This is a genomic window from Streptomyces humidus, assembly GCF_014649655.1.
GTDB classification, from domain to species: domain Bacteria; phylum Actinomycetota; class Actinomycetes; order Streptomycetales; family Streptomycetaceae; genus Streptomyces; species Streptomyces humidus.
The window spans coordinates 130296-144875 of sequence record NZ_BMTL01000025.1 but is presented as its reverse complement, the minus strand read 5'-3'; the positions used below and the strand labels follow the sequence as shown (position 1 = coordinate 144875).

Below are 14580 nucleotides of genomic sequence, written 5' to 3'. Positions count from 1 at the left end.
GTACGGGTAGCCGGCCCCTGTCGGGTACCCGGCGGACGCGGCAGGGTGGGCAGGTACGGACCGGCACACACCTGCGAGCGAACCCGACCGGGAAGGGAACCCCGAGATGTCCGTCGACCCGCGAGCGACGTCCGACCCGCTCACCGACGACGAGCTCAGGACGCTGCACGCCCACTGGCGCGCCGCGAACTACCTGGCAGTCGGCCAGATCTACCTGATGGCCAACCCGCTGCTCACCGAGCCGCTGCGCCCGGAGCACGTGAAGCCGAGGCTGCTCGGGCACTGGGGGACCTCGCCGGGCCTGAACCTGGTGTACACCCACCTCAACCGCGTGATCCGCGCCCGCGAGCTGAACGCGCTGTGCATCTGGGGCCCGGGGCACGGCGGCCCCGCGGTCGTCGCCAACTCCTGGCTGGAGGGCTCCTACACCGAGATCTACCCGGACGTCACCCAGGACGCGGCCGGCATGGCCCGGCTGTTCCGGCAGTTCTCCTTCCCCGGCGGCGTGCCCAGCCATGTCGCCCCGGAGACGCCGGGCTCCGTCCACGAGGGCGGCGAGCTCGGCTACTCCCTCTCCCACGCCTACGGCGCCGCGTTCGACAACCCGGACCTGCTGGTCGCCTGCGTGATCGGCGACGGCGAGGCGGAGACCGGCCCGCTGGCCGCGTCCTGGCACTCCAACAAGTTCCTCGACCCCGTCCACGACGGGGCGGTCCTGCCGATCCTGCACCTCAACGGCTACAAGATCGCCAACCCGGCCGTGCTGGCCCGGATCCCCGAACCCGAACTCGACGAGTTGCTGCGCGGCTACGGCCACGACCCGATCCACGTCACCGGCGACGAGCCGAACGCCGTCCACCGCGCGATGGCCCAGGCCATGGACAACGCCCTCGACCGCATCGCGGCCCTCCAGCGCGCGGCCCGCGCGGACGGAGCGGGCGAGCGTCCCCGCTGGCCGGTGATCGTGCTGCGCACCCCCAAGGGCTGGACCGGTCCCGCCCAAGTCGACGGTCTGCCCGTGGAGGGCACCTGGCGCTCCCACCAGGTGCCGCTGTCCGCCGTCCGCGACCATCCCGAGCACCTGCGGCAGCTGGAGGCGTGGCTGCGCTCCTACCGGCCCGAGGAGCTCTTCGACGGACAGGGCCGCCCCCGCCTCGACGTCCTCGCCCCGATCCCCGAGGGCGCCCGCAGGCTCGGCGCCACCCCGCACGCCAACGGCGGACGGCTGCTGCGCGAACTGCCCCTGCGGGACCTGGACGCGTACGCCGTCCCCGTCGACAAGCCGGGCGTCACCCTGCACGAACCCACCAGGGTGCTGGGGGAGTTGCTGGCGGACGTCATGCGCGCGACCGCCGACCGGCGCGACTTCCGTCTCGTCGGGCCCGACGAGACCGCTTCCAACCGGCTCCAGGCCGTGTACGAGGCCAGCGGCAAGGCCTGGCAGGCGCAGACCCTCCAGGTCGACGAACACCTGGACCGGCACGGCCGGGTGATGGAGATCCTCTCCGAACACACCTGTCAGGGCTGGCTGGAGGGCTACCTGCTGACCGGCCGGCACGGACTGTTCTCCTGCTACGAGGCGTTCGTCCACATCGTCGACTCGATGGTCAACCAGCACGTCAAGTGGCTCAAGACGTCAAGGGCGCTGAGCTGGCGGTCGCCGGTCGCCTCGCTCAACTACCTGCTCACCTCGCATGTGTGGCGCCAGGACCACAACGGCTTCTCCCACCAGGACCCCGGCTTCGTCGACCACATCCTCAACAAGAGCCCCGCGGCCGTACGGGTCTATCTGCCGCCGGACGCCAACACCCTGCTGTCGGTGGCCGACCACGTCCTGCGCAGCCGTGACTACGTCAACGTGATCGTGGCCGGGAAGCAGCCGTGCTTCGACTGGCTGACCATGGACCAGGCGCGCGTGCACTGCGCCCGAGGAGCGGGCGTCTGGGAGTGGGCCGGCACCGAGAACGGAGCCCGCGAGCCCGACGTCGTCCTCGCCTGCGCCGGCGACGTCCCCACCCAGGAGGTGCTCGCCGCCGCCCAGCTGCTGCGCCGCAACCTGCCGGAGCTCGCCGTGCGGGTCGTCAACGTCGTCGACATCGCCCGCCTCATGCCGCGCGAGGAACACCCGCACGGCATGAGCGACTTCGAGTACGACGGCCTGTTCACGACGGACAGGCCGGTCGTCTTCGCCTACCACGGCTACCCGTGGCTGATCCACCGGCTCGCCTACCGCCGCGTCGGCCACCGGAACCTGCACGTACGCGGCTACAAGGAGATCGGCACCACGACCACGCCGTTCGACATGGTCGTCCGCAACGACCTCGACCGCTACCGCCTCGTCATGGACGTCATCGACCGCGTCCCCGGCCTCGCCGTGCGCGCCGCCGCCGTACGCCAGCGGATGGAGGACGTCCGGTTGCGCCACCACGACTGGATCCGCGCCCACGGCACCGATCTGCCCGAGGTCGCCGACTGGGCCTGGGACGGCTGAGGCGGCACTCCGACGCGGTCCGGCAGGGCGCACGGACCGGGGCGGACGGCGCAGGACGAGGGGCAGAAGGCGGACCGTCGTGCGCCCTGGCACGGCGTCCCGCGGGGTGCTTACAGTGGTCGGCCAGCCCCGCGCGCGGATCCGGCGGGGCGAGCCCCATCACCTCGTGGTCACCGTCCCCGTCCGGCGCCGACCGGGCCCGGCACGGCTCCGCACACCGGCGCGGCTCCCCGGGCGGCGGGTGCGACGACCACCCACGCGACAGGCACCATCCGTGACACCGCTCGGGCCGCGCGTGCGCCGCCCGCGGTACGAGCGCGCGTCGAGAGCCCCTGGAGGCCGCTGTGTCCCGACCGTGCATCGCCCTGATCGCCGACCCCACCTCGCCCGAAGGCTGCCGTGAGTACCTCGCCGACGCCGTGGAACTGCTCACCGGCGCACCGCCCGTCCGGGTCGACTCCCGGCACTTCGCGACCGGCGGAACCGGCCGCGGCGTCCGGCACGGAAACCGGTTACGCCTGCAGGTCCCCGAGCAGCGGCTGGACTTCGTGCCCGACGTCGTCCTGCTCTACGAGATCCCGCCGCACCACCGGCGTGCCCTCGCCGGCTTCCAGCGGCTCCTGGAGAGCCACGGCGTGGTCACCCTCGCCGCCGGCCCCGACGCCTGGCGGACCGCCACCGAGAAGAACCTCACCGTCGAACGCTTCCGGCGGGACGGCATCGCCCAGATGGAGACCGCGGTGCTGTCGCGGCCCTCCCCGACGGAGGCGGCCGACGTGTTCGAGCGCCTCGGCCGCGACACCTGGGCCAGGCCCGTCGTCGGCACCGGCGGCAACGACACCTTCCACGTCGACACGTCCGCCCGGCTGGAGCGCGCCGCCGCCTACTACGCGGAACGCGACACCGACTGGCTCCTGTCCCGCGACGCGGGCAACGTCACCGCCGACGGCCTGCGCCACCAGTTCCGCGTGTTCGTCCTGGGGGACCGGGTCGTGCACGCCCGCGAGCACCTGCAGCCCGCGACCGACACCCCCTGCAACACCTGCCAGGGCGCCACCGCCGTGCACCTCGCGCCGTCGGACCTCCCGCCCCGGCTCGCCGAACTCGCCGTCGCGGCCACCGCGTCGGTGGGGCTGCCCTTCGCCGGTGTGGACCTCGCCGCGGAGAACGGCGGGGTCGTCTTCGAGGTCAACGTCCAGCCCGCCTTCGTCGACGGCGAACGCGAACTGCACGCCGTGGCCGTGCCCTACGTGCAGGCACACCTCGACGCCCTGGCGGCGGCCTGCGGCGGACCGCGCCGGGGGCTCACAGCTTCAGCGTGAACCAGGTCGTCTTGCCCTCGTCCGTCGGCCGCACCCCCCAGCCGGCGGCGAGGGCCCGCACCAGGATCAGGCCACGGCCCGACTCCGCGTCCTCGACCGCCGTGCGCGGCTGAGGCAGATGCGGGCTGCGGTCGCTGACCTCGACCGTGAGATCGGTGGCCGTGCGGTGCAGATGCACGCCGACCGGGCCCTCGGCGTGCTGGACGGCGTTGGTCAGGGTCTCCGACAACAGCAGGAGGGCGTCGTCGACGCTGTCCGCGCAGTTCCACCGGGTGAGCGCCTTGCGCAGAAAGGCACGCCCCCGCGGCACGGAGGCCGGGACGGCCGGGAGGTGGGTCGTGACGGCGGCCAGCGGCGCGGCCGGCAACTGCGCGAGCAGCAGGGTGACGTCGTCGTTGTGGCCGTCGGCGTCGGGCAGCAGACCCGCGAGGACATGGTCCGCCGCGGCCTCCAGACACGGCGTGCCGACGAACAACTGCTCCAGCAGAAGGGTGAGTTCGCCGATGCGTTCCTCGATGTCGCTGCCCGGCGTCTCTATCAGACCGTCCGTGTAGAGCACCAGCGTGGCTCCCGGCGGTATCTCCGAACTGGACTGCTCGTACACCACGTCGCCCACCCCGAGCGGGGTGTTGACCGGACAGGCCAGCCGGCTGATGCCCTCGCCCACCCCTGCGACCAGTACCGGCAGATGCCCGGCCGAGCAGACCGTCACCGTGCCCGCGTCGGGGGCGATCACCAGATAGCAGCAGGTGACGAGCTGGTCGGGGACGTCGAGGTCGGCGACGCAGGTGTCCAGCGCCCGCATCAGCTGCCGCGGCTGCATCCCGGTCTTCGCCAGCGCGTGCGCGGCCGACCTCAACTGGCCCATCACGGCGGCCGCTTCCAGCCCGCGGCCCATGACGTCGCCTATCAGCACGCCCACCCGGTCGGCGCCCAGCGGAATCAGGTCGAACCAGTCGCCGCCCACCCCGGCGCCCTGGGTGGCGGGCCGGTAGCGGCTCGCGGTGGCCAGGCCGGGCAGCGCGGGCGGCGTGCCCATCAGGCTGCGCTGGAGCGTCAGCGCGATGTGCCGCTGCTGTTCGTAGAGGACCGTGAGTTCGGCCTCCGCCCGCTTGCGATCGCTGATGTCGCGCACGATCGCGCAGGCGCCGGCCACCTTGCCGTGGGTGTCCCGGGTCGGCCACAGCGTGACGTCCACGTCCAGCAGCGTCCCGGCCTTGGTCAGCCGCAGCGTCTCGTAGTGCTCCACCTTCTCCGCGTGCCGCAGCCGCTTGAGCAGCTCGCGGACCTCCCCCCGCAGCTCCGGCGGGGCCAGCAGCGAGACGTGCCGGCCGATCGCCTCGTCGGCCGTGTAGCCGTAGAGGCGCTGCGCGGCCGCGTTCCAGTAGGTGATGTACCCGTCGAGGGTCTTGGCGAGGATCGCGTCCTGCGAGGACTCCACGAGCGCGGCCAGCTCGTTGATGCGGGCCTCGGCGGCCTTGCGGTCGCTGACATCGCGCACGGCAGCCGACACCAGCAGCCCCTCGGTGGTCTCCAGCGGACTCAGGCTTATCTCGACGGGGAACTCGGTGCCGTCCTTGCGCAGCCCGTGCAGCTCGAGGCCGGCGCCCATCGGACGCACCTGGCGGTTGGTCGTGTACCCGCGACGGTGCGCGGTGTGCTGGTCGTGGAAGCGGTGCGGGATCAGCAACTCGACCGGGCAGCCGAGCAGTTCCTCGCGGCCGTGTCCGAACAGCGCCTCCGTCTGGGCGTTGACGAGCTTGATGATCCCCCTGTCGTCGACGATCACCATCGCGTCCGGCGCCGCCTCCAGGAGCCCCCGGAAGCGTTCCTCGGCCCCGCCGGGCTCGTCGTCCGACGCGGGCGCCGGGCAGCCGCACCGTTTCTGCTCGGCTTCCCGCTGCCCGCCCTTCTCCGTGTCCTGTTCCGTGTCCTTCTCGGCGTCCTGCCTGACGCTCTGCTTCGCAGCGCCCGCCCCAGCCCCTCTGCGCCGCGCCGGCTCCGCCCGCATCACATCGGCCATGTCCCACCTCATCCTGCACGACGAATCAGGCCATCTCAGCGCGTTCGAGCCGTCCTCGCGCGCGTTGTCGTTTACTGTCCGCGGCCTGTCCGAACCTGAACGCCGCCGCACTGGTCAGGATTGGAGAAGCGCCGTGCCCCGTCCCCCGGCTAGCGTGGCGTCGAACGGAACGAGCGAGGCGACGCCGACACGGACCGGGCGGTCCGCACGAGGGATGGAGAGACGATGAGCATGGCCCACAGGACGCATTCCGCGCCGGAGTCGCATGTCGCCGACAGCCACGACCTGATCCGGGTCCACGGGGCGCGCGAGAACAATCTCAAGGACGTCAGCATCGAGATCCCGAAGCGCCGGCTGACGGTGTTCACCGGGGTCTCGGGCTCGGGCAAGAGCTCGCTGGTGTTCGACACGATCGCCGCGGAGTCGCAGCGGCTGATCAACGAGACCTACAGCGCCTTCGTCCAGGGCTTCATGCCGAACCTGGCGCGTCCCGAGGTCGACGTGCTCGACGGGCTGACGACCGCGATCATCGTCGACCAGCAGAGACTGGGCGCCGACCCGCGCTCCACCGTGGGCACGGCCACCGACGCCAACGCGATGCTGCGCATCCTCTTCAGCCGGCTCGCCCAGCCGCACCTCGGGCCGCCCAGCGCCTACTCCTTCAACACCGCCTCGGTGCGCGCGAGCGGCGCCATCACCGTGGAGCGCGGCGACCGCAAGGCGGTGAAGGCGACTTACTCCCGCACCGGCGGCATGTGCACCCGCTGCGAGGGCCGCGGCACGGTCTCCGACATCGACCTCACCCAGCTCTACGACGACGCCAAGTCCCTCAACGAGGGCGCGCTGACGATCCCCGGCTACAGCGTGGACGGCTGGTACGGCCGCATCTTCACCGGCTGCGGCTTCTTCGACCCGGACAAGCCGATCAGCAGGTTCACCGAGCGGGAGCTGCACGACCTCCTCCACAAGGAGCCGACCAAGATCAAGGTCGAGGGCGTCAACCTGACGTACGAGGGCCTGATCCCCAAGATCCAGAAGTCCATGCTGTCCAAGGACATCGACGCGCTGCAGCCGCACGTCCGCGCCTTCGTCGAGCGTGCGACGACGTTCACGGTCTGCCCCGAGTGCGAGGGCACCCGGCTGAGCGAGGGCGCCCGGTCCTCGAGGATCGACGGCGTCAGCATCGCCGACGCATGCGCGATGCAGATCAGCGACCTGGCCGAGTGGGTCCGCGGGCTCGACGATCCGTCGGTGGCGCCCCTGCTCACCGCGCTGCAGCACTCCCTCGACTCGTTCGGGGAGATCGGCCTCGGCTATCTCTCGCTCGACCGTCCCTCGGGCACGCTCTCGGGCGGCGAGGCACAGCGCGTCAAGATGATCCGCCACCTCGGCTCCTCCCTCACCGACGTCACCTACGTCTTCGACGAGCCCACCACCGGTCTGCACCCGCACGACATCAGCCGGATGAACGACCTGCTGCTGCGGCTGCGGGACAAGGGCAACACGGTCCTCGTCGTGGAGCACAAGCCGCAGACGATCGCGATCGCCGACCACGTCGTGGACCTCGGTCCCGGCGCCGGGACGGCGGGCGGCAGCGTCTGCTTCGAGGGCACGGTCGAGGGACTGCGGGCCGGGGACACGGTCACGGGCCGCCATCTCGACGACCGGGCCGCCGTCAAGGAGACGGTGCGCAAGCCCACCGGCGCGCTGGAGATCCGGGGCGCGTCGGCGCACAACCTGCGCGACGTGGACGTCGACATCCCGCTCGGGGTGCTGGTCGTCGTCACCGGTGTGGCCGGCTCGGGCAAGAGCTCGCTCGTGCACGGTTCGGTGCCGGCCGGCGAGGGCGTGGTCTCGGTCGACCAGGGAGCGATCCGCGGCTCGCGCCGCAGCAACCCGGCCACGTACACCGGACTGCTCGACCCGATCCGCAAGGCCTTCGCGAAGGCCAACGGGGTGAAGCCGGCGCTGTTCAGCGCCAACTCGGAAGGCGCCTGTCCCACCTGCAACGGCGTCGGCGTCGTCTTCACCGACCTGGCGATGATGGCGGGCGTCGCCACCACCTGCGAGGAGTGCGAGGGCAGGAGGTATCAGGCGTCGGTCCTGGAGTACCGCCTCGGCGGGCGCGACATCAGCGAGGTGCTCGCGATGCCGGTGGCCGAGGCCCGGGAGTTCTTCGGCGCGGGCGAGGCGAGCACGCCGGCGGCGCACCGCGTCCTGACCCGGCTGGCCGACGTCGGGCTCGGCTACCTCAGCCTCGGCCAGCCGCTCACCACGCTGTCCGGCGGTGAGCGCCAGCGGCTCAAGCTGGCCACCCACATGGCGGAGAAGGGGGGCGTGTACGTCCTGGACGAGCCGACCACCGGCCTGCACCTCGCCGACGTCGAGCAGTTGCTCGGCCTGCTGGACCGCCTCGTCGACTCCGGCAAATCCGTCATCGTCGTCGAGCACCACCCGGCGGTGATGGCGCACGCCGACTGGATCGTCGACCTCGGCCCGGGCGCGGGCCACGACGGCGGCCGGATCGTCTTCGAGGGCACGCCCGCCGATCTCGTCGCCGCGCGCTCGACCCTCACCGGCGAGCACCTGGCCGCCTACGTCGGCGCCTGAGCCGTCCCCCTACGTCGGCTCCTGAGCCGTCCTCCTTGCGCGGCGGGGCGCGGCGGCAAGGGGAACGGCTCAGCGGGAGCGGCAGGGGGCGCGACTCAGTGGGCGCCCAGACCGCCGCCGCCGAACGATCCGCTGCTGCCGCGGCTCCAGCGTGGACGCTTCTTGTCCTTGCTCGACCGTGTCTGCATGTTGGTCAGTTCGTACGGGGTGAGGGGACGGCCGCCCTCCGCCGTCCGGGGCACCTCGTCGGGTTCGCGGTTCTCGAGGATCTCGTGCACGGCGCCGCCCGGCGGGAGGTGCGGCTGTTCCTCGGGGCGGGGGCGCGCCGACTCGCGCGCCTTGACGCGCGCGCCCAGCCAGAAGGCGCCGCCCAGCACGCCGAGGAGAGCCATGCCGACAACGAACAGCCCGAGACTGAGGAGGCCGCTCGCGTCGGCCAGCTGCTGGCTTGCGATAGTCATACCAGCTGGATACCCACACGAAAGGCTACGAATCACCCGAAAGGGTTCGGGCGTTCACCCGGTTCACCGGCCCGCCGGCTCACCCGGCTCGGGCTCCTTCGGCGGTTTCGGTGATCGGGCCCCCTCGGCGGCTCGGGCGGGTTCGGTGGGTTCGACGGGTTTGGCGCCGACCACCCCGGCTACTCGCCCTGTGTGACTACGACGACATCCCAACAGGAACTCTTCCGGTTCCTGGAGGACCGCTTCGCCTGCGCACAGGCGTGCACCGAGTGTGCGCGGGCCAGTGCGCTGGGCGCGAGCCTCGTGGATCCGGACGGAAGAGAGCACCAGGAACTGGTGCGACGCAAGGGCATCATGTGCGCGGAGGTCTGCGACGCGACCTGCCGGGTGCTGTCCGAGGAGAGCGCGACGGACGAGGCCGGCATCCGGGCGCAGCTGGAGTGGTGCCGGACGGTCTGCCTGGAATCCGCGCACGTCTTCGACCGGCAGCCGGGAGCCGAGGAGAGCGCTGCCGCATGCCGGGCCTGCGCCCGGGCCTGCACCGATTTCATCGGAACGCTGCGCTGAGTCTCCGGGCGGCGCCGGGTCGCTGAAGGCGGGAAGCGGCGCCGGTCGGGTCTCGGGTCCGGCGGCCCCGTTCCCGGCTCGCGCAGCCGCCTCTTTCGTGCTTCCCCTCATGCTTCCCCCCTCTTGCCATTCCCAATTTCTGGAACACGTTCTACGGTGTGCGCCGTCAGGACACCGGCCTTGGGAAGCCAGGAGGCGCCGTGCACCTCGACCACACGCCCGAACAACTGCGGTTGCGCACCGAACTTCGGGCCTACTTCGCCGAGTTGGTGCCGGACAACGCCTACGCCCGGCATGCCGACCCCGTCGCCGCCAAGCGCTTCTACCGCAAGACCATCAGGCGTCTGGGCGACGACGGCTGGCTCGGCGTCGGCTGGCCGAAGGAGTACGGGGGGCGTGGTCTCACGCCCATCGAGCAGTTCGTCTTCTTCGACGAGGCCGCCCAGGCCGGTGTGCCGCTGCCTCTCATGGCGCTGAACACCGTCGGACCGACGATCATGCGCTACGGCACGGACGAGCAGAAGTCGTACTTCCTGCCGAAGATCCTCGCCGGCGAGATCGACTTCGCCATCGGCTACAGCGAGCCCGAGGCGGGGACCGACCTGGCCGCGCTGAAGACGCGCGCCGTGCGGGAGGGCGACGAGTACGTCGTCCACGGGCAGAAGATCTGGACGACCAACGGCGACACCGCCGACTGGGTGTGGCTCGCCGTGCGCACCGACCCCCAGGCCCCGCCGCACAAGGGCATCACCATGCTTCTGGTGCCGACCACCGAGCCCGGCTACTCCTGCACGGTCATCCGCACGCTCGCCTCGCACGACACCACCGCCAGCTACTACGAGAACGTCCGCGTCCCCGTCTCGCGCCGGGTGGGCGCCGAGAACCAGGGCTGGCGGCTGATCACCAACCAGCTCAACCACGAGCGGGTGACCCTCGCCGCGCACGGCACGATGGCGATCCGCGCCCTGCACGACGTCCAGCGCTGGGCGGCCGAGACCAAGCTCGCCGACGGCCGCCGGGTCGTCGACCTGCCCTGGGTGCGCCGGCGGCTGGCCCAGACCCATGTGAAACTCGACGCGCTCAAGCTCCTGAACTGGCAGATGGTCGGCGCCCTCCAGCACGGCACGCTCACCCCGCAGGACGCCTCCGCCGTCAAGGTCTACGGCTCCGAGGCCCGCCGGGACGCCTACGGCTGGCTCATGGAGGTCGTCGCGGCGCCCGGCGCACTCCAGGAGGGCTCGGCGGGCGCCGTCCTGCACGGCGAACTCGAACGCGGCTACCGATCCGCCGTGATCTTCACCTTCGGCGGCGGCAACAACGAGATCCAGCGGGAGATCATTTCCTGGATCGGCCTGGGGATGCCACGGGTGCGGCGTTAGCCTCGATCTTGCATGACGGCTCGTCAGCTCGGCTTGCGGGCCGTTTCTGCTTGTCTGGGGTGGGTTTTCTGCCTGTAGGAATACGAGGGCCCGACTGTCGCATCGGGTGGGCGCCGGGTGCCACGGTTCCGGAAATTGGTCTGCTGCTCGTTGGGATGGGGCGGTGCCGCTGGTCAGCCAGGGTCCGACAGGGCGTGCAGGCGAGCGATTGCGCTGGTGATTACGTTGATTCAGGGCCAGTGGCGGCCCAGACGGCGGCTGGGTGACCACGTGTGGTTCCGCCACGCCAAGGCGGGCGAACTGTGCGAACGCGTCAACACACTTCACCTGGTGTCGGGCACGGAAGTCGTCGAGCAGGTCACGACCTACCGCGGCGAAGGTCACGCCTTCCTCTGATCCCAACCCGCTCAAGGCTCCGGTCCGTCCCTTCGGAGGCCCCGATGCCCACGGAGTTCCACAATCCGCTCCTTGCGTCGTCAGGCACCGAGGGGGGCGGACGCCGGCCACGGGCCGACCGCCCCCGTCTCGCGCGCATGGATCACCCTGTTGTGCCGCGACGCTGCTTCGGGACGCCCTCCCGCGGTCCCCGGCGGTGCCGGGCTCGTGGGCCCGCCCCGGACGCGCCCGGAGGACTGATCCGGCGGCCCGCGGGGAAAGGAACCGGGGACGACGTCCCGGGACGCGCGTCCCCGCAGTGCCCGAGGAGGCAGCCGTGGCCACACCTGCCGTGACGGCCGACCCGGGGCTGTTCGGCCCCAGAAGCGTGACCTGGCAGATGCACGGCGACCCGATGATGTGGGTCGCCGGAATCCGCGCGTTCTACCTTCAGGCACTGCACCCGCGAGTCGTGCGCGGCGTCATGCAGAACTCCGAGTTCCGGCAGGACGCGTGGGGGCGGCTGATGCGCACCGTCGACTTCGTCGCCACCACCACCTACGGCACCGCCGAGGCCGCCGAGAAGGCGGGCGCCCGTGTCCGCCGGATCCACCGTCTGCTGTCCGCGACCGACCCGGACACCGGGGAGCGCTACGGCGTCGACGAACCCGGACTGCTGCTGTGGGTGCACTGCGCCGAGATCGACTCCTGTCTGCACGTCCTGCGTCGTTCCGGCTACCCGCTCTCGGACGCGGCCGCCGACCGCTACATCGGCGAACACCGCGTCAGCGCCCGCCTGGTGGGGCTCGACCCGGACACCGTGCCCGGCGACCGGGCCGCCCTGGAGGCGTACTTCGAGAAGGTGCGCTCCGAACTCGCCGCCGGGGCGGAGGCGCGTGAGGTGGACGACTTCCTGCTCCGGCCGCCGGCCCCCGCGTTGCTTCTCCCGGCGCGCGCTCTGCTGTGGCGGCGCGTGGCGCATCTGGCGTACGCCTCGCTGCCGCCGTACGCCCACGAGCTGTACGGCAGGCCCGCTCCCGAACCCGCCACCGTCACCCGGCGGTTGCGCGTCGCCGGCGCCGTGCTGCGCAGCGTCCCCGCAGGCCTGCGCTGGCAGCTCCCGCCCAAGCACATCCTGCGGGCCGTGGCCAGGCTCGGCCCCGATGCCCGCCCCGCACCGTGCAAAGTCCGGCCGTAGGCTGCCGAACCGGAGCATGAAGCTCCGCCGTGGCCCGTCCCGTTCGCCCGTCCCGTCCGCCGTCCCGTCCGCCGTGCCCTCCGCCGGGTGGACGGCGGCCGTCGCGTGGGCGTGGGCTGGTCCCGGGCCGGCTCCGGGCAGTGCGCCGTCCGGCCGCGGACAGCGTGTACGCCGACTCCACGGCCGTGCGTCGGAGCCGCGTGTCACGCAGGAGAGCCGCGTGGCCCACGCCTGCGGACCCGAACGGACCCGAACGGACCCGAACGGACCCGAACGGACCCGAACGGATCCGAGCGAGGCGCACATCTCGCCGACCTTCCCTGCGGTCCGGCTCCGGAGGCCGTGAACGGCCACCTCTGGCAGGCCTTGATCGGCTCGTGTTACGAAGAAGCATGCCTGCACACGAGGGACACCACGGAGAACAGGGGAACCAGGGACACGGGGGAGGCGGGGGAGACGGGGGACGCCAGGGCAGCCGGGGGCACGCCGGCCCCGGCAAGAAGCGCGCCTACGACGTCGTCGTCGTGGGCGGCGGCCACAACGGTCTGGTCGCCGCCGCCTATCTGGCCGGGGCCGGGCGGTCGGTGCTGGTGCTGGAACGGCTGGACCACACCGGCGGCGCCGCCGTCTCCACCCGCCCGTTCACGGGCGTCGACGCCCGGCTGTCCCGGTACTCGTACCTGGTCAGCCTGCTTCCGTCGAAGATCGTGCGGGATCTGGGGCTGAGCTTTCGCGTCCGGAGCCGCACGATCTCCTCGTACACGCCCGTGGAGCGCGCCGGGCGGCCCACCGGGCTCCTGGTGGGAGGGGGCGAGGGACGCACCCGCGAGGCGTTCGCACGGCTCACGGGCGGCGAGCGCGAGTACGCGGCCTGGGAGCGTTTCTACGGCATGACCGGACGCCTCGCCCAGCGGGTCTTCCCCACGCTCACCGAGCCGCTTCCCACCCGTGAGGAACTGCGCCGCACGGTCGACGACGAGGAGGCCTGGCGGACCCTGTTCGAGGAGCCGATCGGTGCGGCCGTCGAGGAACGCTTCGCCGACGACCTCGTGCGCGGCGTGGTCCTCACCGACGCCCTCATCGGCACCTTCGCCGACGCCCACGACCCCTCCCTCCGGCAGAACCGCTGCTTCCTCTACCACGTCATCGGCGGCGGCACGGGAGCCTGGGACGTCCCCGTCGGCGGGATGGGCGCCCTCACCGACGCCCTGGCCGCTGCGGCCCGGGACGCGGGCGCGGTCCTCGCCACCGGACACGAGGCCGTACGGATCGACACGGACGGCCGTACCGCCGAGGTCGCCTACCGCACCGCCGACGGCGAGGGCGTGGCAGCCGCCCGGCACGTCCTGGTGAACGCCTCCCCGCAGGCGCTGGCGGCTCTCACCGGCGGCGAACGACCCGCCCCCGCGGAGGGCGCCCAGCTCAAGGTGAACATGCTGCTGGAGCGGCTGCCGAGGCTGCGCGACAGCTCCGTCGACCCGCGCGAGGCGTTCGCCGGGACCTTCCACATCGCGGAGGGCTACGAGCAGCTCGCCGCCGCCCACGCCCAGGCCGCCGCCGGCGCGCTGCCGGCCGCCCCGCCCTCCGAGATCTACTGCCACTCGCTGACCGACCCGACGATCCTGGGCGCGGACCTCGCCCAGAAGGGATACCAGACGCTGACGCTGTTCGGGCTGCACACGCCGGCCCGGCTCTTCCGCGCGGACAACGACGGTGTGCGCGAGGAACTGCTGAGGTCGACCCTGGCCCAGCTCGACGCCCACCTGGCCGAACCCCTCGCCGACTGCCTGGCCCTCGACGCCGACGGCCGTCCCTGCATCGAGGCGAGGACCCCGCTGGACCTGGAGCGCGACCTCGGGCTGCCGGGCGGCAACATCTTCCACCGCGAACTGTCCTGGCCGTACGCGGACGACGGCGCCGGCCGCTGGGGCGTGGAGACCCGGCACGCGAACGTGCTGCTGTGCGGAGCGGGAGCGGTGCGCGGGGGAGGGGTGAGCGGAGTGCCGGGGCACAACGCGGCGATGGCCGTGCTGGAGGCCCCGGCGGCGGGCGAGCGGTCCTGAACGGCCCTGTAGTCCTGTCCCGGACACCAGGGAACAAGTAACCCGCCGGTTGGGTTCCAGTGCTGCCGCTGACCTGGGACGGTCCGCGAAG

At 72.2% G+C, this 14580-nt stretch carries 9 protein-coding genes and 1 pseudogene; 8 read left to right on the top strand and 2 right to left on the bottom strand.

Going from position 1 to position 14580, the window contains the following annotated elements:
• Positions 1–106 precede the first annotated feature (106 nt).
• Complete coding sequence (locus IE239_RS27525; protein ID WP_190152095.1) at positions 107–2491, top strand: phosphoketolase family protein; 2385 nt, start codon at positions 107–109, stop codon at positions 2489–2491.
• Between the two features lie 344 nt (positions 2492–2835).
• Positions 2836–3813, top strand: coding sequence for an ATP-grasp domain-containing protein (locus tag IE239_RS27520; RefSeq protein WP_190152094.1), 978 nt, complete (start codon positions 2836–2838; stop codon positions 3811–3813).
• On the opposite strand, the gene IE239_RS27515 is transcribed toward IE239_RS27520, so the two are convergent.
• Positions 3797–5836 (bottom strand): PAS domain S-box protein, encoded by a 2040-nt coding sequence (locus IE239_RS27515; protein WP_229878334.1) that lies wholly within the window; start codon positions 5834–5836, stop codon positions 3797–3799. The genes IE239_RS27520 and IE239_RS27515 overlap by 17 nt on opposite strands.
• Before the next feature lie 225 nt (positions 5837–6061).
• Between IE239_RS27515 and IE239_RS27510 the strand changes: the two genes are divergently transcribed.
• Positions 6062–8446: an ATP-binding cassette domain-containing protein gene (locus IE239_RS27510; protein WP_190152093.1), complete on the top strand. Its 2385-nt coding sequence runs from the start codon at positions 6062–6064 to the stop codon at positions 8444–8446.
• 95 nt (positions 8447–8541) lie between these two features.
• Here IE239_RS27510 and IE239_RS27505 read toward each other — a convergent pair whose 3' ends face one another.
• Positions 8542–8907, bottom strand: coding sequence for a DUF6479 family protein (locus IE239_RS27505; protein WP_190152092.1), 366 nt, complete (start codon positions 8905–8907; stop codon positions 8542–8544).
• A gap of 192 nt (positions 8908–9099) precedes the next feature.
• On the opposite strand from IE239_RS27505, the gene IE239_RS27500 reads away from it, so the two are divergent.
• From IE239_RS27500 to IE239_RS27480, 5 genes and pseudogenes are all read left to right on the top strand, one after another.
• Positions 9100–9474 carry a four-helix bundle copper-binding protein gene (locus tag IE239_RS27500; protein WP_190152091.1) on the top strand — a complete coding sequence of 125 codons (375 nt, stop codon included), beginning with the start codon at positions 9100–9102 and terminating at the stop codon, positions 9472–9474.
• A 200-nt stretch (positions 9475–9674) separates the two neighbouring features.
• Positions 9675–10853, top strand: a complete 1179-nt coding sequence (locus IE239_RS27495; protein WP_190152090.1) for an acyl-CoA dehydrogenase family protein — start codon at positions 9675–9677, stop codon at positions 10851–10853.
• 258 nt (positions 10854–11111) lie between these two features.
• A pseudogene (locus IE239_RS27490) lies at positions 11112–11249 on the top strand (amino acid deaminase/aldolase); the annotation flags it as partial.
• A 379-nt stretch (positions 11250–11628) separates the two neighbouring features.
• Entirely contained in the window at positions 11629–12426 is a 798-nt protein-coding gene (locus tag IE239_RS27485) for an oxygenase MpaB family protein (protein ID WP_190152116.1), read from the top strand.
• 392 nt (positions 12427–12818) lie between these two features.
• Positions 12819–14489, top strand: a complete 1671-nt coding sequence (locus IE239_RS27480; RefSeq protein ID WP_229878333.1) for a phytoene desaturase family protein — start codon at positions 12819–12821, stop codon at positions 14487–14489.
• The last annotated feature ends 91 nt before the right edge of the window (positions 14490–14580 follow it).